Here is a 21,331-nt window from a genome sequence, read left to right as displayed (position 1 = left end):
TTTTTACGTATTATTCAGTAAAAATAAAGCGGTCATTTGAACGTTAACAACTAAAAAGAGCAATTGTGAGAACCGTATTTCTTGTTGTATCGGCCTTTTTGTTTTTATCTGTCCAGTTTAAAGCTGAACTACGGACCGTTTTTGGTGTGCGTGTTGCTTACCAGTCTACAGGACAAATGCTAACAATTGTTGCTTTCTTTAGTGACGGACAAATGCAGTCGCACCGGAAAACATTGTCATTCAAAGAATTTGTACATTATGCATCAGGAGACTGGCCGAGTATTTACAACCGGAACCGGATGGATTTATTTGAGTTGAACGGTGTATTGGGTGGCATCTACCAGGATTCAATTACACTGGAAAAATTGCCGTATTGTTTTGCAATGGACAGTTTATGGAAACTGCGTTTCAGCCATCATCCATTTAACAGAGGAAATGAGATCGGATGGAGTCAGGATCAGTTTTTGCCAAGCCCCCAGCAACAGAAATATTTGTACAATCACTATGGAATGAACCACATCGATACACAGTTTTTCATTGACACAAGTTTTTGGAAATTACTGCGCGATGTCACGAATCCTGAATGGATTGAGACCTACAAGAATATCCCGCTGGAATAAATTACTTCAGCACATTGACAATTCCGTTCCAGGTATACCGTGCATCATTCAGACGATCTTTAGCTTGAATGCTCCACGTATAGGTTCCCTCTTGAACTAATTTTCCGTTATACGTCCCGTCCCAGGTTTCGGAAGGGTCTTTTGATTCCCAGATCCGTTCCCCCCAGCGATTGTAAATATCCAGTGTGAAACCATAGATATCAACTCCTTCTATGTGAATTCCCCAATGTTGATTGAACTCGTCGCCATCAGGAGTAAAGGTGTTCGGAACATATAAGATGACTTCCGGGAGTACTTCTATGATTTTAGTAATGGTATCCTTGCACCCATGTTCCGTAGTTGTAATCAATGTTGCTTCATACTGCCCTGTAATACCCTCAGGGAATTTCACTTTTGGATTTTCTAAAGTTGAAGAAAGAATTGATCCGTCTTCAAAGGTCCATTCATAAGAATACCCATTGATGGACTGATTAATCAGGTTTACATCTGTTGCAAACATCTTGATTGGGTTCGGATTCCAGATAAAGTTTGCCACCGGAAGCGGGTATACAGTCAGATAATTCACATTTGTAATGGAATCAATGCATCCCAACAGAGAGGTGACAATCATTTGAACGGAATAATTTCCTGCGGGCATCGGATCGGTGGTGATGGAATCCTGGTCAATGAAAAATTGTCCGTCGGAAATAAACCAACTGATGGATTGCGCCATTGCTGTATCCGTTGTGCTGACCAGTGTAAACGAAGCCGGTTCGCAAATAGCCGGATCGGGAGAACTCATAGAAGGAACGGGCAGCGGAGCAACATACACTTGTGTCGATAACACCAAAGGCGTCGATTCACAGACATCCGTAATTGTAGCTGTATACATGTATGTTTGAGGTGGATTTGCAGAAATAGTCATTGCATTTCCTGTCCCGTTTTCACCTGAATTCCATGTGATAGAGTAAGGTGTCAACCCTCCGGAAATACCAGATACTCCGATGGTAGTCGGATATCCAGGGCAAATCGTATCGTAAGGGGAAATTGTTCCTGCAAGCGGGTTTCTAAGTGTAATAATAATTGACACCGTATCTGATAAACAACCGTTTCCGTCCTCTGCGTATACTGAATAAGTCGTTGTTTGTTGCGGAGAAACATTTTGGGATGCCTGGGTATCAGCGGTATGATCCCAGTGAAAGAAACTCCCGTTTATTCCTGGTGTTGTAGCAGACAGAACAGCAGTTCCGTTTTCACAAATAGTCGTATCATTGGAAGTGATAATTGAAAGCGGAGCAGGTTGGGTTACCGTTACGTTTGTAGAGGTACGGCATCCGTGTTGATTTTCAGACCATACCGTGTAATTTCCTGCTGCAAAACCTCCTTGTGTAGCATTTGTAACCCAGGTTGTTCCGTTATCAAAACTATAATTAACACCATCGGGGTTGTTGATTGCAATCATTCCGGTGTTATTACCAAAACACGTCAATTCAGTTGTATTCACCGTTTGTGAAGTAGATGATACCAGTACCTGAACCGTGTCTTTGAATACACCGCACGCTGTGTTTTGTTCTGTAAGAATAAACAGGTATATTCCGGGCTGATTGGTTGTCACAGTCGGAGTCATCGAGGTCGTGTTCGGACTGTAAGACATGGTTGGTGTAACAGGTACACCAGTGATGTTATGCGACCAGAAACGGGCATTTTGTGTACTGGCAGCAGTCCCGGTTAAACTGATCGGATCACCGATACAAATAATCTGATCAGCACCTGCATTTGGCATCGGACGAGGGGAAACAGTTACTGTTACTGTTCGCGTAGCCGTATTACAACCATCGTCCCCGGTGGCATACACCGTATAGGTAGTGGTAGTTGCCGGGCTGACAGTTTGTGTACTGATATCATCCGGAATGTTACTCCAGTGGTAAGTAAAGTTATTGACAGTTGTCGAAGTTGCCTGAGCCACTAAATTGGTGGAATTATTTTGACAAATCGTATGATTGGCGGTTAACTGGAGGTTGTGATTACCAAATGAAACATTGATGGTGTCGTTGAATGAACAATACGGTGCAAATACGATGTCGTCAATAGCAAAGTCATTTCCTCCCTCTGCGGTGCTTTGGTTTACAATGCTTAACACTGCCTGAGTAGCACCTCCGGAATTCCACACATCATTGATTTCTGTCCAGATGCAGGGTGTAACAAGCGTCGTGTTTGGAGCTCCGATCGGTTGCCCGTTTACAAACAGCTGTAATTGGGAAACATTCGGGTCATTGGTAACATTCATCGCCCAGAAAGAGAACAGGTAGTCCTGGTTGGGATCTACGTTGATGGTTTGACTCCACACAGTTGTATTGGCAGTTGAAGCTCCGTTGGCAATGAACATATTTCCGCTGCCGGATGTGTGATCTCCGCAATTAGAGAAATTATTGTGTGTAAGGGAAGGAGAGGTGCTGATTGCAAATTGTCCCGGATTGGATAAAAGACCCCAAATACCACCTGTTCCCGGGACATAATTACTCGTAAAATTATTAGAAGCCGCAGTTGTCCCTCCCTGAAAATCTCCGTTTAATACCAGGTTTTCACCTAATTTCCCTGCCATCACAGTGTATGTTCCGGTTGTATTCACACTGATTGTTTGTGTTGTTGCGCCCGTAGACCAGTTATAGAAATCATAGCCTGTTCCTGCATCTAATGTATGGTTTTGTGCAGTACAAAAATGAACATCATCTCCCAGATCAATGGGAGAACCTCCGCTTACGAATACAGTTCCCTGAGGTGCGGAGCAAAGAGAAGGATCACTAATGGAATAAGTAAATAAGCCTTCTACTCCTGAAGCAGGATCATACGTTCCCAGATGCCCGTTGCCAAGTGTGGCAGGACCGGTCCAGGTTCCTGTTGTCGGCATATCCGGCGAGAATAAGTCAAATAGATTTACAGGAGCATTCAGGCTACATGTCAACAACACTTTTTGTTCATTAAGAGAACATATTTCGAGAGACATATCATCAATTACCATGTCATTGTTCCCCTGGTTTGCCATGTTATTGACAATCTCTAACCGTAGTGTGGTGGTAGTTGCTGTAAGCTCGGGACTCACCCAGTGATTCCATGTCGTTCCGTTCCATGGAACTGTTTGCGAGGATAGCAATACATTATTGGCATCGTAAATATTAAACGTCGTATTATTGGCTCCTCCCCAGGCATCCCGGTGATAGAAAGAAATCCGGTAGGTACCCCCGATACATACATTATACGGCCGGTCAAATGCGGGGCCTGTATAACCGTCTGCAAAGTTCAGATAAATATGTCTGTTTCCCGTTCGGCTCGGGCCAAATCCCGGACTTAGCTGCGGAGAATCCTGATAAGTGGTATTGGGAATAATATAGGGACATACTGTTGTGTATTCAAATGAATCAAAGTCTTCAACCACAAAGTTTGAACATTGAGAAAACAATGTTTTTGAAAACAATAAGCAGCATCCGATCAGTAAGTTCTTTAACATAACGATAAATTTCATTTTAAAAAACAGACTCAAATTAGTTTTCGTAGTTGCCGATATCCATTAGTTTCTTTCGTTCTTTATCAATCGATTGTTGGAATCCTAAATACAGCCGGTTTTGCAAAAAATTGAGTATGTTAACCGATAGCAAAGATCGTTAACCGGAAGGTTAATAAAAAGTTTACAGGGGGACAAAAACAAGACAATATTGGATTAACAACTACGTGTCTGGTGATGTAATTTACTTTTTATCAGGTTGTTGGTTGTTTTTATGGACGTAACACTAACGGACAAGTGATTTATGAAGCAATTCAACCAGTCCGTCAACAAACAAATCACTGTCATTACAACTTGGAACGAGTGTTACCTGTCCTCCGCCATTTTCATCCAGGAGTTCCTGGTACTCAACACCGATCTCAACCAATGTTTCCAGGCAATCGGCAACAAATGCAGGACTAAACACCAGGAGTTTGCGCTTTCCTTCTTTTCCTAATTGAGCGATCACATCATCTGAGTAGGGTTTGAGCCATTTATCGTCAAGTCTGGATTGAAAACAAACGGTATACTGGTTTTCCTGCAAGCCTAACTTTTCCGCCAGCTTTCGGGTTGTGGCATAGCAGGTAGCTTTGTAACAGAAGCGGGTTTTACCTGTCAATTCTGAGGGGCAAATGTGGTTGGGACATGCATAGTCAGGATGTACTTTATCAACCTGTGACTCAGGTAATCCGTGATAGGAAAATAAAATGTGGTCGTGTTGTTCAGGATTCAGTTTCCGGGCATTTTCGACCAGTGCATTAAGGTAACCTTCGTTATCCCAGAACTGACTGATGAATTCGATGTTCGGAATGACCCACCATTTTTTTACTTCATCCATTACTTTTTCAATCGCAGAGCCATTAGAAGCACTTGCATATTGCGGGAACAAGGGAAGTATCACTATCTTTTCATAGTTTTTCTTCTTCATTTCCGCCAGTACGGAAGGAATGGACGGGTTTTTATACCGCATGGCAACATATACATCCGCCTGGTCAGCTAAGCGGGCAGCTACTTTCTTGCGGAGATTTTCCGTATACACCAACAGTGGAGAGACACCTTTTCCGATCTCCCACAGTTCTTTGTATATTTTTGATGAATTCTTTGTCCGGAAGGGAACGATGATGCAATTGACTAACAGGGTCCGTTTCAGACAGGACAGGTCAATTACCCTTCTGTCATTCAGAAATTCCGTTAAATAAGGGCGGACGTCTCTCTTGCTCGGACTGTCCGGTGTCCCCAACTGTATCAATAAAACTCCGGTCTTGTTCATGGGATTAATTAAAGCGGGATGTTTCCGTGTTTTTTATAAGGAAGTGTTTCTGCTTTGTTCTCGAGCATCTTGAATCCTGCAATTACTTTTGCGCGTGTTTCCTCAGGAAGAATAACATCGTCTACAATTCCGCGTTCTGCGGCACGGTATGGATTAGCAAATAATTCCGCGTATTCAGCTTCTTTTTCTTTCCATTTTTCTTCCGGGTTTGCAGCTTCAGAAATTTCACGTTTAAAAATGATTTCTGCTGCTCCTTTCGCACCCATCACAGCGATTTCAGCGGTAGGCCATGCAAAGTTCAAATCAGCCCCGATGGATTTGGAATTCATTACGTCAAAAGCCCCTCCGTACGCTTTGCGCGTGATTACAGTAATTCTCGGAACCGTAGCTTCTGAGAATGCGTACAACAATTTGGCTCCGTGCGTAATGATTCCCCTCCATTCCTGGTCTGTTCCGGGTAAGAATCCGGGAACATCTTCAAACACCAGTAACGGAATATTGAATGAATCGCAGAAACGGACAAATCGCGCTCCTTTTCTTGAGGCGTCAATGTCCAGTACACCCGCTAATGCAGCAGGTTGATTGGCAACGATTCCTACTGTTTTTCCTTCGATGCGGGCAAACCCGACAACGATGTTTTTCGCAAAATCTTCATGTACTTCACGGAAAGAATGGTCATCAATAACGGAGTCGATCACTTTTCGTATGTCGTATGGAAGATTGGTATTGTCCGGTAAAACGGATTTGATTGTTTCCAGTTTTGACGGGTTAAATTCAAATGTTGACGGCTGAGGAGGCAACTCACGTGCATTCTGAGGCATATAAGTAACCAGATCTCTTACTTTCTTCAGGCATTCTACATCATTTGAAGCTGTAAAATGGTTCACCCCGGATTTTTCGGCATGCGCTTTTGCTCCTCCCAGGTCTTCGGAACTAACTTCTTCATGGGTTACCGTTTTCACAACATTCGGTCCCGTTACAAACATATAGGAGGTGTCTTCTACCATGAAAATGAAATCTGTCAGGGCCGGAGAATAAACCGCTCCACCGGCACAGGGTCCCATGATCACGGAAATTTGAGGAATGACTCCTGATGCCCGTGTATTTCGATAGAAAATATCAGCATATCCTGCTAATGAAACCACACCTTCCTGGATACGCGCCCCTCCCGAGTCGTTTAACCCGATAACCGGTGCTCCGTTTTTCATTGCCAGGTCCATTATTCTGCAAATCTTGGCAGCATGTGTTTCTGAAAGAGAACCTCCCAAAACCGTAAAGTCTTGTGAGAAAATGTAAACCAGACGACCGTGAATTGTTCCGTATCCTGTGATGACTCCATCTCCCGGAAACTTTTGCTTGTCCAATCCGAAAGACGTTGCTCTGTGTTCAACAAACTGACCGATTTCCTGGAAGGAACCTTCGTCCAATAAAAGCGTCACACGTTCACGTGCCGTTAATTTTCCACCTTGGTGTTGTTTGTCTATTCTTGCTTGTCCGCCTCCCACTTGAGCGGCTTCTCTTCGAGCGAGTAAATCCTGATTTTTATCCATTCTAATAGTTGTCTGTTTAATACTACTCCTTCGTTGTTTTGAGTGGACACAAATATAAGAATATAACTACACTTCGAAATGTTTTAATCAAGGAATTAAGCAGGAAACAGGATGGTAAAAGAAGGCATCCCGAATCCGTTACTTTTGTGTAAGTAAATGAATCAGGGTTGTTTTAAAGGTGTTGATCTGTTCAGAATCAACGTGTTTTCGCGAAAAAACAATGTGAAAATTCAACCGGTTGTGGTAGGTGTAGAAATTGACTGTGAATCCCGGAGGGTAAGAAAACGGAGGTAAAATCCATTGTTGTTTCACCAATTCCGTGTTTTCTTTTTCTCCAGCTTCTGTCGAGGAATACAGGAAACTTGCAATTTTTCCTTTGGATGATTGAGTGGTTACCAAATGATTGAACCAGGCAGGGAAAAAACGCATTAACTGTAACAAGTCGTTGTATTTTTCCGGTAGTCCGCATTTTAATTGTTCGTTCATCTGCTGCTGCAGTTGTACTGCAATTTCGCGTAAAGATGTTTCCGGTGTGACATTTAACCGGTGGAAAATAAAGGAGGTGTGATTCGAGATAATGGCCCCGGGTACTCCTCGTTTTCTACCGTTGTATGGGATTGGAACCCATTGCGAATCTGTTTCTGTAAGTACTGTTCGGAATGCTTTTGCGATACAGGCCACCTGGAAGAAGTTTAATCCGAAACGAACTCCGTTTTTTATGGCATTTTCGCGGATGAACGCGGTTTCCTCTTCTGAAAAAAGGTGTGAAGTCATGCCAAAACCCGTTTCCCGGTTATTTTTAACTTCCAGATAGGCAGTTTCTGCTTTATTTGTCTGTTCAACCTGCTTTTTTACCCGAATGAGGTTTTGCCACTGACGAAGCGGATTTTTCCACTTGAGTTGTTGTGGAAACAGACTGCTGAAAGTTGTGTTATCAACCGGTAATTGCCCGGTGAGGTGCTGCAGCATCATTCCTGCCCCTTTTCCATCAAATAAAACATGGTGGAAAGTGAGAAGCAGGTACTGTTTTCCATTAAATGAATAGGCGTCTATTCTGAAAAAGGAATTGTTCTTAAGGGAAAGTGTGTCGTTGAGTAGCTGTGCCGGAAATTGTTCTGTAAAATTTTCGTGATGCCGGACTGTTAAGGTATTTCCCTGGTTCATATACCTGAAAAACGGAACTCCGATCTGCGGATTGATCAACCGTATATTTGCAATCCAGTCGAGCAGTGGAGATTGTTGAACAGTTTGTTCGATTGTTTCCAATGCTTCGCGTGTCTGTAGTTGTACACAGAGGTAAAACTGGTTATTACCTTCCCGGGTCAATTCCCTGCTTTTTTCCAGCATCAGGTGAAAACAATCAGAACCGTTCAGGTATATTTTTTTGGGGAGAAATGTCATGATTGAGCTGTCAGGAGGGGAAGGACCTCGATGGTTGTAGCGTTTTTTAATGAATTTGCCGGTTGTTGAGAAGAGCTGCAATTGTTGCCACTGTTACAAAGTTTTCCGATTTCAACAAATGATCGGGCATGACATAATTGTATTGGCGTTCAATGAACAGAATAATCTCAACAATAGAATACGAATCAATTCCTGTTTCGCGCAATACAGTTTGTGGAGTAACGACCACTCCTTCTGCCAGGATGTTGTTTGTTAAAAACGTAATGATATCTGATTCGTATGTTTCTTGTGTCATAAAATTTATGCTCTTTTTTTGTAGCGATTAAACAGTGAAGCACCCAACAGGAACACGAATGAAAGTGCGATAAGTTTCATTCCCGGAGCAAAGGTACTGAAAAATCCTTCGCCTCTGAACAACAATTTATAGAACCCGTCCATCGCCCAATTCATCGGAGAGAATTCACTGATTGTTCGCATCACTCCCGGCATGACGTAAGCCGGAACCCAAATTCCGCCAAGTGCCGACAACAATAATACCGATAATGATCCTAAAATGGCACCTTGCTGTTCACTTTGAGCAACCGTTCCAATCAGTACACCAAACGAAGTCGCAGCGAAAGCAGTTGAAATACCAATGAAAAACAATCCAACATAACTATCACCCGGATCTAACGCCGGAAGTCCCAGCACGGGCATGAAATAGACCCCAACGAGCATCATTGCAAAAAACTGGAGTGTGCAGACGGTGACATATACAATGAGCTTCCCGATAATCAGTTGGCTGTAACTTGTAGGCATGGTATGCAGGCGAAATGCACTTCCGTCTTTTTTCTCTTTCATGATGTTGCTCACAACTGAAACAACAATAAAGAAAATTCCGAAGATGGTCCATGCGGGAACATTGTGCTGAACGGCATTGGGAGTGACTCCGCCTTCTAATTTCGAGGCATACTCCTGTTTGTAGGACACGATCTGCGTTTTTGCGTATGCATTGGAAGGTTTAGACACACCATCAGGAACAATTTCCCCGATTTGCTCAGAAAACGTCTCGAACATCAGTTTTGTTTTCATTGCTGCAATGAATTCATGTAAATTACTGGTAACGGTCACCACGATTGAATTCTTTGCAACGGGATCGATATACATCAGAATTTCGACGGAATCAACATAGTGCCGGATCTCACCGATCTCACTCAACCCCATTGTTTCTTCTACTAATCCTTCAACGCTGGTGCGAATTTTCTGTGTTGCATGTTCAGGAATAATTACCGCGATCATGAATTTCCCTTCACTGACAGCTGCTCTCGCCGTTTCTGCCGTTGCCGGTTTTCCGTCTATTTGGTCGGAAAAAGCACAGAGGGTTGATTCTTTCAAGCCGTTTCCGATTGAAATCCCCAATGAATCTTTGTCATTATCAACAAATACAAGCGGAACTCCTTCTTCACTGATGGAATGAAACGCTGCATCCTGAATGACCGTCATAACAACAATCAGAACCAATGGCATGATAAAGAGAATCGATAAACCGATCTTATCGCGGAGCAACATTCTCAACTCCTTGGTGATGATGGCAATAAATTTTTTCATCAATCCCTCAATTTTCGATTGGTTAATGCCAGAAACACATCTTCCAGGTCTCTTGCTCCCGGTGTTTGTTCAATCAATACATTCGGCGAACCGCTGGCGATAATTGTCCCGGCATCGATAATTCCGATTGTATCGCAGAAATTTTCCGCTTCAGCAAGGTGATGGGAGGTGTATATGATGGTCATTCCACGTTTATTCAACTCCACCAGCTGATCCATGATCTTTGTCCGTGACTGGACATCTACACCGACGGTAGGTTCGTCCAGGAACAATAGTTGGGGATTGTGCATAATGCTTGCAATCAGGTTGATCCGACGCTTCATCCCGCCTGAAAATTTATCAATTCTTCGGTTGGCTGCGTGTGAGAGTTCGAATTGATCCAACCAGAATTGAATCTTTGATTGCAGATCAGCACCATGTATTCCATACATAGCGCCATAAAATTCCAGGTTTTCCCGCGCTGTTAATGTCGGATACAAGGCGATATCCTGCGGCACGACACCAATTTCTTGTTTCAATTGCCGGATGTTCCCGGAAATCGGGTGGTTGCGGTACAGAATTGTTCCCGAAGAAGGGGCTACAACGCCACATAAGATGGAAAGGAGTGTGGTTTTTCCTGCACCGTTTGGTCCCAGTAAGCCGTAAACTTCTCCTGATTTTACCTGAAGGGAAATACCCCGCAGTGAAGGTTCCAGCGCACCTGCATATGTCTTTTTTAGATCGTTGATTTGAATGATGGGTTGTTCCATGCGGTAAACACCTGTTTCAACAGCGATTAAAGATGCATGAAGTCTTTCTTTGCGATCAGCTCATCATCTGATTCACGGTAATCCGGATCGTCTACACAACAGTCAACCGGGCATACTGCGGCGCATTGAGGTTCATCATGAAACCCGACACATTCCGTACATTTATCCGTTACGATGTAGTAAACATCCATATCTTTCGGCTCAAATTCATCATCCGCCATCACTTCCTTCCCGTCCAATGTGGTGATTAATCCCGTAAGAGAGGTACCATCTGAATAACGCCATTCAGCCCCTCCTTCATAGATCGCATTGTTTGGACATTCCGGCTCGCATGCACCACAGTTGATGCACTCATCCGTAATCATAATTGCCATTTTACTACACTTAAAATTGTGTGCAAATATACTGAATTTGAACAGAACTTCTTTTAAATAGGGCAATTAAATTTGCCAAATCGATGAAAATGACCCGATCGAACAGACAGGTTGTATTCTGTAAATGAACGGGTTGACATTATCTGTGACATGTGTTGCCGGCAACGCTTCTTTTTGGACAAATCAATCTGATTGCTTATATTTGAGGATGATACTACTATTTACAACACTATGAAGCTACTCACCGCGTCTACATTAATTTTTTGGTTGTCCTGTTATTGTGCGGGCATGCTTTTCTTCCTCATAGATGTTCATACCCAGGTTTTTATAATGGTGGCGGGTTGTTTTCTGTCAGGGTGTTTTGTAAAGTATATTCCGGATGCTATTCGTCTTTACCTGGTTTGGATTCCTTTGTTTTTTGCTATTGGCTTTTTATCAATGGAACGTGTTTTTCCCGGCCAGAATGTTTCTTTGACCAACGGAGAAAATTATTACCTGGGCAGCGTTGAGCAACAATTGAGTACAGACCGGGCATGGAATGCCAATTTAGTACGATTGGAAGCTGCCATGACAAAAGAAGGGAGGTGGAAAAAAACAGCTGAAAAAGTTGTGTTACTCACTGAAAATGACGGAACACTATTGAACAAACACGATCAGCTGCTCTTTCGGACAACGTGGAGAGAAATAGAATTGACGCATAATCCGGGAGAGTTTAACTCGAAAATGTATTGGATATCAAAAGGAGTGAGGTACCAGGGATTTGGAGCCTCAGAACAATTGAAATTAATCAGACACGTTCCTCCCGGATGGTTTGACCGGCTCTTGGATGCAATGCGTACTCATTCGGGGAATGCTATTGACAAGTGGGTGGGAATTGAAAATGCCCCTGTGATCCGTGCAATTTTATTGGGTGATAAAAGCGACCTGGATGTAGAGACCAAACGTAGTTTTTCGACAGCAGGGGCGATGCATTTGCTTGCTGTTTCGGGGATGCATGTTGGTTTGATCGTACTGTTGCTCCTCGGTATTTTTAAACGATTATTTCTGCATAGGGGGCGGGTTGTTGCCTACATACTGATTCTGATACTGCTTTGGTTGTATGCATTTCTGACCGGGTTTTCAGCATCCGTGGTGCGGGCAGTTTTGATGTTTACGTTTCTGTTGTTGGCAAAAAGCATGCGAAGGGACTATCAACCAGTGAGTGCACTTTCCATTGCCGGGTTTTTTATTTTGATGTGGGACCCTGTAGCGATTTTTGCTGTAGGGTTTCAACTTTCATTTTTAGCGATGTTGGGAATTTTTAGTGTATACCCACTGTTGGAAAAGGCAATACTCTTCAGAAGAAAATGGCTGAATACAGTCTGGCAGGGCACGGCTATCGGATTGGGAGCTCAAGCCTTTACGCTTCCTGTTTCACTCTTTTATTTTCACCAATTTCCCAATTACTTTATTCTGACGAATCTGGCAATAATACTGTTTGCGAGTATGATTGTCGGATTGGGAATCGGTCTGATTGCTGTTGGAAAAATTTCATTTTTATCCATTCCCGTCGGTTGGTTACTGGCTGTTTGCTGTTCCATACTGGTTGGTTTTATCGGAATGGTGGAACTGATTCCCGGTGCGCTGGCAGTCGGGTTTTCCCCGCAGTGGGAATGGGTTGTTACAACCTATGTTTTTGCTTTTTGCGGATTGTATTGGGCGGATCGAAAAAAATGGTTGCGGTTGGTGGCTTGTCTGCTCCCTGTTGTAGTATGGATACAGACAGACCGGTTGCACAACCTTTCAAAACAGGAGTGGGTCATTTTCAATTCCAATTACCCCACTTTGTTATTTAATTCCGGTCAACAGCAGGTATGCATATACGGAGGTCACGAAAAGGGATTAAAGCAAGCCCGTAAACTGGTACAGGATTATCAGAAAATTCACCCGGGAATCGTTACATTTTACCCGGTTACAGAAGGGGTGTTTCACTTGAATACAGGAAATCAACAGTTTTTTGATGTGACATTAAAACAAGGCTGGATAGACATTGTTAACAGCACAGATACATTTGCACTGATTACGTATGAAAATACAGCGATTACCGAATTTTCACAAGCTGTCAAAATTATCTCGATGAAGCCATCGGACAATCCCGTCGTACATCACGATCTTTCAGAAGGAGCATACAGGGAGTCGTTATAAGATAACCCGGTACACTATTGGACAACCAGTCGCACAGGCGGGAAGGTATTCTTCTCTGTTCCGTCGATGTAGACAATGTATGTTCCCGGCGACAGATCTTCTCCTTCAAAAATAATTGTGTTTGTCCCCGGTGCAATGTCAATCGTGCGTGACGCAACAATTTTGTTATTTACATCCCGGACGAAAACAGCTGTTTCCTTCATTGTTTCTGTTGCAGTAACGCGGACTGAAAATACTCCGGTAACCGGATTCGGATAAATCAATGCCTGGTTCTTTGTCGCCGTACAGTTGACATGTATGATTTCCAAATCGGTACGCTTACCGTCAAAATCGGTTAATTTTAGTCGGTAATAAACGTCAGCGATTGCATGATCCGTGAATTCGTATGTATTCGATGTGTTGGAATTTCCTTTTCCATGGATTGTTGTTACTTGTTCCCATTGATCACCATCACGGCTTTTTTCAAGTGTAAAATAATCGGAATTTTGTTCGGATGCTGTTGTCCAGTTGAGACGTGTGCCCGATTCATCGCAATGCGCATTAAAATCAGATAATTGTACAGATAACGGAGTAGTAACCGTATTTCCATGCAACCAGAATTCAGAGAATCCGGGAATGCTGAAGTCAGAATAAAATGCATTGACTCCCGCTACCGGATTTGTTGTTCCCGTTCCGCTATTTACGTGGCGGGTTGTTCCCCCGCTTCCACCCAATGCAGGACAGTTATCATCCGGGTTGGCATTGACATTGTTAGGACCGGAATACTTACTGGTGTAGACAGTTCCCTGGTTGGGATAGGTGACCAGATCGTCCGGACTTGACGAAGTCACAGATGCTGTTGCAAGATTATGAAACTCTGTATTGCTGTATGGTAGTCGTACAATTGCTGCTCCGTTCGTAGTTGGATCGATCACCCAATGCCGTTGCATGACTGCCGTTTCATAGGAAGCATCCGCACAAGCGGGCACGAGGTCTACCGTCCCGTCTACGTACACTCGCGCGGTGACATCTCCCAGGTTGGTTCCTGCAGTTGCGCCCCTGATTGAAGCAATATACCTTCCGTTGCTTTCAAAAAAATCTACCCATTGATTTCCTGTAACACGGCATGTCCTGAAATCGTTGTTGACCGCTATCCCGTTTGTGTATCGTTCTATCAGTAATTCAGCATTGTTAGGAGCCCCACCACCACCTGTCCGGACTTCTATGGTTGAATTGTGATCGAGCATATAGACGCCAATTGTCTGTGGAGTACCTGAATATGAATTGTATGTATCCATACCTGCCGGTGTAACATTTATCCCATTGACAAATACACGTGTTTCATTGTCTCTTCGTTGCATGGTCAACCGATAGGTACCACATGGAAATCCTCTTCGTTTATGAATAAATGTATTTTCACTTGCGTTTACTTCACATCCGACCCATGCGGTGTTGGTTGATGAAGATGTTACACTGCTGGGGGAATTATTTCCGCTCCATGCAGTATTGAACCCCAATCCTGTTATTAAATCCTGTGTATAGTACCCTCTGTAATTGGAAGGTGTTGAGGTACTGATGTCTCTGGAATTATAAGCATGTACAACCCATTGATTATTTGCCCAATCTGTTGCAGCCGGAGCTGTAGGAGGGGTACAACTTCCTCCGCCGCCGAATGATACGGTTGCGTATAAACAACCAATGAATAGCAATGAGAAAATTTTTTTTACAGTGGAGCAGGTCAGTGATTGACTGAGTGAATAGTTTAAATGATACAACATACTTATGTTTCTATTGTTTCAATCGACAGTGGTCATCTAAATCGTTTTTTCAGATTTCAGTAAATAGATGTTTGTCAAATGAAAAACGGTTAGCAAATTTATCTTCCTTACAGTGAGTTTTTTATAAGAAAAATAGCTGTTTTCAGCCTGACGAAGATAAGTAGAAAGTTAATTTCAACTGTTAAAAATTGATTAAAAATTGGTTGTTTTTGTGAAGAATGCTGAAAAAGAGGAGTTAAGCCAACTGGAAAAATAGTTGTTGAAATAAAAAAGCCCAACCAAATCCGGTTGAGCTTTTACGATTAGATGTTTTACCGGTTTATTGGATAACCAATCGAACTGGTGTATAGATATTTTTATCTTTTACCTGCACGGAAACAATATATGTCCCACGGGCAAGGTGTTTTTCTTCAAAGCTAACATTGTTTGTTCCGGAAAGTACACTAACAGTACGATCGGCTACGATCTTACCGCTTACATCCTGAATACGTATTGTTGCATCCCCGATGGATTCTGATGCAATCAATGCAACTGTAAATACACCGTTGGTCGGGTTCGGATATATTTTTAATTCGTTAGCAGATGAGGTACAATTACTCATGACAGGTCCAAACAGTTCAGATGTTCCGTCGAAATTTGTTTGAATTAAACGGTAATACACTTCCGTAGCAGCATTATCGATTACTTCATAATTAGTTGTTGAATTCGTTGTACCGGCACCATCTATTGTTGCGATAGCATCCCAATTGTATCCGTCACGACTGCGCTCCAATGTGAAATAATCGGAATTTTGTTCAGAGGCGGTTGTCCATCTGATACGTACCGTGTTTTCTTCACAGTGTGTTGTAAAGCTGGAAAGATTCACTGCCAGCGGACTGGTAGGGTTCATCCCGTGTAACCAGAATTCTGAGAATCCGGGAATGGTATATTGTGAGTACAGTGCAGAAGCTTCTCCTCCCGGAATTGTAACTCCGGCCACTGTTCCGACGCCTGAGTTATTGTGAATCGTTGTCATTCCGGCTACACCTCCTAATGCAGGGCAGTTGTCGAAAGGACTACTGTTCACATTGACAGAAGCAGGGAAAACACCACCTGAGTATTTACTTAAACGGACACTTGCCTGACCACTTACGTTGTCATCCGGATTGCTGTTGGCATTTGCAACGGTTGTCAGTTGACTTAATTCTTCTCCGTAATAAGGCAATCGTACTTCAGCAGCTCCGTCAACTGTAGGTGTAATCACCCAATGGCGTTCCATCACGGAAGTGATATACCCCGGATCGTTACATGCCGGAACATTCAGCGGATTCACATCATCATATGCGGTAACAGTAACGTTTCCTAAGTTGGATGCAGGAGAGGTTCCGCGCACAGAAGCCAGGTAACGACCATCAGAACCGGTGTAGAAATGTACCCATTGATCTCCGGAAACAGGACATGTTCTGCTGTCACCTGACAATGCGAGTGTCGAAACTACCGGTGTGATACTTAAACTTGCATTTGCTCCTCCAACTCCTTCTGCAGTTCTTACTTCGATCGTGGAGTTGGGGTCTAATGCATAAACACCAATTCCCCCGGTACAGGTTCCTGCGCCATTCCAATCCGGACAACTCCATACAGGGGTAGGGTTTCCATTGATGTATACGCGTGTTGCATCATCCCAGTTGTTCAATGTTAACTGGTACGTTCCGCACGGGAATCCCCGACGTTTGTGCACAAATGTAAAGTTGTCATTCGGAAGAATACATCCGTTCCAGGTTGGGGAAGACGAAGGGCTTAGTGTATTGTTCCACCCGGAATATGTCATATCCTGTGTATTGAAACCAAAATCGGTGGTACTTCCGGTATTTTGTGTGTAATACCCGTAGTATGTGGTACCTGTTAAATCAATGTTGTTTCCATTGTGTCCGGCTACGTTCCACATAAAGTTTCCGAACCCCGGATCAGTAGGGGGAGGGTCATAGGTTACTCTAAGATAAATCCTGTCGGCGTTGGAGTATCCTCGTATTTCAATCCAGCAATCAGCATGACCACCGGTGTGGTTGTACATTTCTAATCCTACACCAAACCAATCCACAGCTAGACTGGCTTGCAACTCGGAATTTGCGTTTAGCGATTTGGTATACCAAAAATTAGTCCCTCCTTCGGCATTTACCTGCTTAATTGCCCAATCAGCATTGGAATAGATTGCACCATCCCGAATATCTGTAAGAATAGTGGCATTAGTTGCCGGTACCGGGTCATTGGCCATGTGACGTGTTCGTACTTGTGTAACACAGCTGGATTGCGTCGTTGCATTGTAATACACTTTATACCATAATGCTGCGGAAGAAACACAAGAACCGTCAGGAATTCCTCCAATGTTAAATTTGGCCCATCCGCTTAAAACATCATCGTCACCATCATCAAATTTACCTACGGCAATGAAATCATTATCTCTTATTGTGTTTGTTCCGGCGTATCCAGTCCATGACTGAAGACTCCCTGTCCATGCAGTAGCATTGTTCGGAGTAAAATTAGCAGTAGGGTCAATAATAATCGGGTAAGAACGTTCCGGGGCAGTTAACCAGGTGATGGAAACCTTTGTTTTGATCGTCAATGTATTTCCAACTTGTATCAATTCACTGATTCCTTCTTTTCTATGCATACTTTTGCCGGAATTTTGAGAAGGGCTATGATTGCAGTTTCCATCGTGATGATGATGCTGAGGAGTATCTGAAAAGATCGGTTTTTCGTATATTACCTGAACGGTATTTGTCGGATCAATTAATAAAATTTCATTGTTAACTAATTGTGCAGTCCATGCATTCGGGAGCACTACTTGTTCTTCAAATACCAGAAATTGCGCTCCGGAAGGTATGTTTATTAAGGCAGCGGGACTGTTGATAATGTAGTCCATTTTTCGTTGTGTCGTATTTTGTGTCAGACGAAGGTCAATGCCGACGCCGTAAACATTAGAATAAGTCAGCTCGTTGTAGTTAACCATCCCTTGTTTTTCCTGTATATTCTGAGTTTGTACGGGATTTCCGTTTACCTCGTAATACATTTTCAGATTTTTCAGATCAATCAATGTTGCTCCGTTTGCCAATGTGGTTTTGATATTTCCTGCTGAAGTAGACGGATAATAGGTTTTGTGATTATTGGTTGTATTTTCAAATCCTGTAGAAGAAGGAACAATACTATGAAAAATCGTCTTCCATTGACCATTTTCAAAGTAATTTATTTTCCCTGAAGATACATGTGCGGTAATTGTACCATCCGGATTTCGGAAATGTTTGGTAGTTGCATCGCGTTTTTGAATGATTTCACTTCCCTGGGCGTAAGTGCCAAACGGTTCATTTTCCCATAAAAACTTCGATTCATCAACCGTGTATTTTGCAGCTCTTTCGGACTCTTGTGCCTGGTTTTGTCCAAAAAGAAGAGTGCCTTTGTTCAGTGTAATTAATAAAAATAGCAGTGAATACAGTGAGAGTTTCTTTTTCATACGTTAATAATAGTTGATATTTCACATAAACAGCAGTTTCTTTTTCAAGCTACGTCATAGTACCTAACAACTAACAGACGAAATCACTTAAAATAAGTTGCATCACATACCACCTATCATTAAAGCGTAAGCATAAAAATATTGATCGTAAGTGACAGACAATAATAATAAAAAAATAGACATGGACTTCCTGATTGTTAAAAGATTAACCGATAAGTGTAAAAAACCTATGTATTTTTATTTTCTTGTTGAAAATTAATAAAGAACAATGTGTTATTTTACTTTTTCATTCACAATGGCCAGATTATTTATCAATATACCACTGTCCGGGTATTGTTTTAACCCTTCCACTAAAATTTCTTTACTTTTCGGATAATTCTTTAATAAAAAATACCCCCTTGCTACCACTCCGTAAGCATGGTCATTCGGTTGAAGTTTAAACAATTCTTGAGCGCTCCTGAGGTATTCATTATAGTCCCCTTTTAACTCTGTTATCTCCAGCAAAATGTAATAGGGAAGTGTATTGTCGGGATCAATTTCAATGGCTTTTTTCAACGCACGTATTCCTTCGTCGTAGTCTTTTGTAATCATTGTCGCCCTGCCTTTATCAATGTATGCATTAAAAAAATCAGGCCATAGTTGCGTGGCTTTATCGTAATGTGCTACAGCAGTTTGCTGCATTTCTAATTTTTGTGACGGTGTGAGCTGTTTTTCTGTCATAGAATTAGACATAAGTGTCATTGCATACAGATTATTTGCCTGTGCAGAATTTTCCAGGTGTCTGATGTCGTGGCTCATTAATGTCAGTGTATCTTTCCAGTTGATATTTCTTACAAAGGTTCGTGCAGCAAATAATACAATGACGATTCCTAAAACAGCTCCTATGATTCCCGGTTTTCGGGTGTTAAAATCAGGATTGATCCAATAAATGATTCCTGCAATCACAATACAAAACCCCGCTGAAGCTGTGAATGCCAATCGTTCTCCTACCATACCGGCTACTAATTCTACCCAGTTGCTGAACAATAAGATACTCATTAAGTACCACATGATCCCAACTGTGATCAGTGGACGTTTACGAATTTGCCATATGGCCAGAAAAATTAAAAACAAGTGAACAACAATTGAAATCAGTACCATCGGATGTTTAAAATCTACTGTTTTAATTTTAGCATATCCATAGTAGAAGGAAAGTTCCTTTGGAAAGCTATGTAGCCGGATATATTCACCCAATGTAAGAAAACCGGTTGCCATTTTTTCTGATTGTGTATGAGGTGCAACAAGGGTGTTTTCAGCGTATAATAATTGGCGTCCTTCTTTGAGAAAATTTGCAGTTGAAGGTTGTTCCTGTTCTTTTACTGAAGTGCTTTCCGCTAATTGTACCGGTAACTCATTTCGTTGTTGAAACTGCTGGTACCATATAACAGAAAGTGAAATACACAAACCGATGAATGGAGAGGAGTATATCCATCGATTATTTTTTGTTACGTGAGATAAATACCAGGTAAGGCTATAGATAAATATATAGACATTATAAACGGGAAGTCCACTGATTATTAGTGCAGCCAGTATTGTAGCGCCAGTGATTATCAGACCGATGATTGGTTTTTTTTGCAGGATACTGCTCAGAATAATAAAATGGACAATCAATACGATGTTTCCGATGTCGTGATGGTGATATAGAAAATACGCAACAGAGAGCGCCGCCGCAGATACCCAGAAAGCAGGGACCGTTTTTTCCTTTATTGTGAGATGAATACACGTTGCTATCCCTGATAACATTGCTAATAGTTGTAATTCGTAATTGGATGACCATAAAAAATCTAAACCAATCAGTGTGACAATCATTGTTGTGATCCCGTACTGAAAATTCGTTTTGAGCAGTAAAAAAAACAAGGGGATACTGATAATCATAAAGAACACGGATGTATATACTGATAAAAGTACTATTACCCCGATGAGCAGTATGTAGAGGAAACTGTTTTTTTGAGGCGTTTTATTTTCTGATACCAGGAAATTCTTTACAAAATAACTGATGAAAATAAGGGATATGGGAATCACCATCATGAGTATGGTTCTATCCCACTTTAATTCAGCCCCTATGATTGCTGCGGGAATAATTAATACTGCCGATAGTATAATTAATTGTTTTATTGAAATATCTTTCAGAAGTAGAATGGCTATTGGTAGTATAAAAGCCATCGGATAAACACTTTTTTTCGAAAGCATGGCACATGAAAATAAAATAAAAGCAGTAAGGATAGAAAACCAACTATTTTTTATCAGGTATTTATGGAGCGATAGAGCCGACCATATCACGAATAAAAAAGCCAGTATTTCATCCCTGTTTTTCAGGCTTGCAACTACTTCCGTGTGAATCGGATGAACGGCAAACAACAGTGTTGCAATCCCTGCAAACAGCACATTTTTTTCTCCCAGCATTTTCACCAGTAGTTTAAAAAACAAAACAACAGATAAAGCAAACAGGATTACATTGATAAAATGTCCTGCTCCCGGTTTTTCACCAAATAAATCATGCTCCAGTGCAAAAGAAAGATGCACCATCGGACGGTATCCGTAAGCATATCCCATTGCATCGCTGTAATAAGGAGAAGTAAATATTTCACTGATTGCACTCAGTCCTTTTGAGGTCAACGGGTGATTTCGGGTAACCATCCCATCATCCATATTATAACCATTTCCAAGTGTATTGGCAAACAAGAAAAATGTTAATAAACCAAACAGGTAGTAATATTTTTTCAAAGAAGTTACCGGTTGCCCAATCTGAGCAGAAACAGCTTCCTGCTGATTTTGCTTTACTTTTTGCTTTGTTGCCAT

At 42.1% G+C, this 21,331-nt stretch carries 13 protein-coding genes; 2 read left to right on the top strand and 11 right to left on the bottom strand.

The annotated features are described in order from the left end of the window. Positions 1-65 precede the first annotated feature (65 nt). On the top strand, positions 66-620 hold the full coding sequence (locus H9Y05_RS01525; RefSeq protein ID WP_163492376.1) for a hypothetical protein: 555 nt from the start codon (positions 66-68) through the stop codon (positions 618-620). A gap of 1 nt (position 621) precedes the next feature. On the opposite strand, the gene H9Y05_RS01520 is transcribed toward H9Y05_RS01525, so the two are convergent. From H9Y05_RS01520 to H9Y05_RS01485, 8 genes are all read right to left on the bottom strand, one after another. Then, complete coding sequence (locus H9Y05_RS01520; protein WP_163492377.1) at positions 622-4,104, bottom strand: T9SS type B sorting domain-containing protein; 3,483 nt, start codon at positions 4,102-4,104, stop codon at positions 622-624. A gap of 280 nt (positions 4,105-4,384) precedes the next feature. Then, positions 4,385-5,407: a ferrochelatase gene (gene hemH, locus H9Y05_RS01515; protein ID WP_216713310.1), complete on the bottom strand. Its 1,023-nt coding sequence runs from the start codon at positions 5,405-5,407 to the stop codon at positions 4,385-4,387. Between the two features lie 8 nt (positions 5,408-5,415). Beyond that, on the bottom strand, positions 5,416-6,957 hold the full coding sequence (locus H9Y05_RS01510; protein WP_163492379.1) for an acyl-CoA carboxylase subunit beta: 1,542 nt from the start codon (positions 6,955-6,957) through the stop codon (positions 5,416-5,418). A gap of 138 nt (positions 6,958-7,095) precedes the next feature. Beyond that, complete coding sequence (locus H9Y05_RS01505) at positions 7,096-8,358, bottom strand: hypothetical protein (RefSeq protein WP_163492380.1); 1,263 nt, start codon at positions 8,356-8,358, stop codon at positions 7,096-7,098. A gap of 46 nt (positions 8,359-8,404) precedes the next feature. Beyond that, entirely contained in the window at positions 8,405-8,653 is a 249-nt protein-coding gene (locus tag H9Y05_RS01500) for an acyl carrier protein (protein ID WP_163492381.1), read from the bottom strand. Positions 8,654-8,658: 5 nt separating this feature from the next. Beyond that, positions 8,659-9,945 carry an ABC transporter permease gene (locus H9Y05_RS01495; RefSeq protein WP_216713309.1) on the bottom strand — a complete coding sequence of 429 codons (1,287 nt, stop codon included), beginning with the start codon at positions 9,943-9,945 and terminating at the stop codon, positions 8,659-8,661. Beyond that, positions 9,945-10,694, bottom strand: a complete 750-nt coding sequence (locus H9Y05_RS01490; protein WP_216713308.1) for an ABC transporter ATP-binding protein — start codon at positions 10,692-10,694, stop codon at positions 9,945-9,947. Before H9Y05_RS01490 ends, H9Y05_RS01495 begins: the two co-directional genes overlap by 1 nt. A 26-nt stretch (positions 10,695-10,720) precedes the next feature. Beyond that, on the bottom strand, positions 10,721-11,068 hold the full coding sequence (locus H9Y05_RS01485; RefSeq protein WP_163492384.1) for a 4Fe-4S dicluster domain-containing protein: 348 nt from the start codon (positions 11,066-11,068) through the stop codon (positions 10,721-10,723). 231 nt (positions 11,069-11,299) lie between these two features. On the opposite strand from H9Y05_RS01485, the gene H9Y05_RS01480 reads away from it, so the two are divergent. Next, a complete protein-coding gene (locus H9Y05_RS01480) occupies positions 11,300-13,252 on the top strand; it encodes a ComEC/Rec2 family competence protein (RefSeq protein WP_216713307.1) in 1,953 nt (650 codons plus the stop codon). Positions 13,253-13,266: 14 nt separating this feature from the next. On the opposite strand, the gene H9Y05_RS01475 is transcribed toward H9Y05_RS01480, so the two are convergent. From H9Y05_RS01475 to H9Y05_RS01465, 3 genes are all read right to left on the bottom strand, one after another. Continuing rightward, entirely contained in the window at positions 13,267-15,009 is a 1,743-nt protein-coding gene (locus H9Y05_RS01475) for a T9SS type A sorting domain-containing protein (RefSeq protein WP_216713306.1), read from the bottom strand. A gap of 319 nt (positions 15,010-15,328) precedes the next feature. Then, positions 15,329-18,493 carry a T9SS type A sorting domain-containing protein gene (locus tag H9Y05_RS01470; protein WP_163492387.1) on the bottom strand — a complete coding sequence of 1,055 codons (3,165 nt, stop codon included), beginning with the start codon at positions 18,491-18,493 and terminating at the stop codon, positions 15,329-15,331. A gap of 273 nt (positions 18,494-18,766) precedes the next feature. Next, entirely contained in the window at positions 18,767-21,331 is a 2,565-nt protein-coding gene (locus H9Y05_RS01465) for a glycosyltransferase family 39 protein (RefSeq protein ID WP_216713305.1), read from the bottom strand.

Origin of the sequence: Taishania pollutisoli, assembly GCF_014518315.1 — a bacterium.
GTDB lineage: Bacteria > Bacteroidota > Bacteroidia > Flavobacteriales_D > Crocinitomicaceae > Taishania > Taishania pollutisoli.
This window is presented reverse-complemented; position numbering and strand designations above follow the sequence as displayed.

Excerpts from the sequence above, each read along its gene's own strand:
- H9Y05_RS01520 (WP_163492377.1), bottom strand. The coding sequence starts at position 4,104 with ATGTTAAAGAACTTACTGATCGGATGCTGCTTATTGTTTTCAAAAACA.
- hemH (WP_216713310.1), bottom strand. The coding sequence starts at position 5,407 with ATGAACAAGACCGGAGTTTTATTGATACAGTTGGGGACACCGGACAGT.
- H9Y05_RS01510 (WP_163492379.1), bottom strand. The coding sequence starts at position 6,957 with ATGGATAAAAATCAGGATTTACTCGCTCGAAGAGAAGCCGCTCAAGTG.
- H9Y05_RS01505 (WP_163492380.1), bottom strand. The coding sequence starts at position 8,358 with ATGACATTTCTCCCCAAAAAAATATACCTGAACGGTTCTGATTGTTTT.
- H9Y05_RS01500 (WP_163492381.1), bottom strand. The coding sequence starts at position 8,653 with ATGACACAAGAAACATACGAATCAGATATCATTACGTTTTTAACAAAC.
- H9Y05_RS01495 (WP_216713309.1), bottom strand. The coding sequence starts at position 9,945 with ATGAAAAAATTTATTGCCATCATCACCAAGGAGTTGAGAATGTTGCTC.
- H9Y05_RS01490 (WP_216713308.1), bottom strand. The coding sequence starts at position 10,694 with ATGGAACAACCCATCATTCAAATCAACGATCTAAAAAAGACATATGCA.
- H9Y05_RS01485 (WP_163492384.1), bottom strand. The coding sequence starts at position 11,068 with ATGGCAATTATGATTACGGATGAGTGCATCAACTGTGGTGCATGCGAG.
- H9Y05_RS01480 (WP_216713307.1), top strand. The coding sequence starts at position 11,300 with ATGAAGCTACTCACCGCGTCTACATTAATTTTTTGGTTGTCCTGTTAT.
- H9Y05_RS01475 (WP_216713306.1), bottom strand. The coding sequence starts at position 15,009 with ATGTTGTATCATTTAAACTATTCACTCAGTCAATCACTGACCTGCTCC.
- H9Y05_RS01470 (WP_163492387.1), bottom strand. The coding sequence starts at position 18,493 with ATGAAAAAGAAACTCTCACTGTATTCACTGCTATTTTTATTAATTACA.
- H9Y05_RS01465 (WP_216713305.1), bottom strand. The coding sequence starts at position 21,331 with ATGGCAACAAAGCAAAAAGTAAAGCAAAATCAGCAGGAAGCTGTTTCT.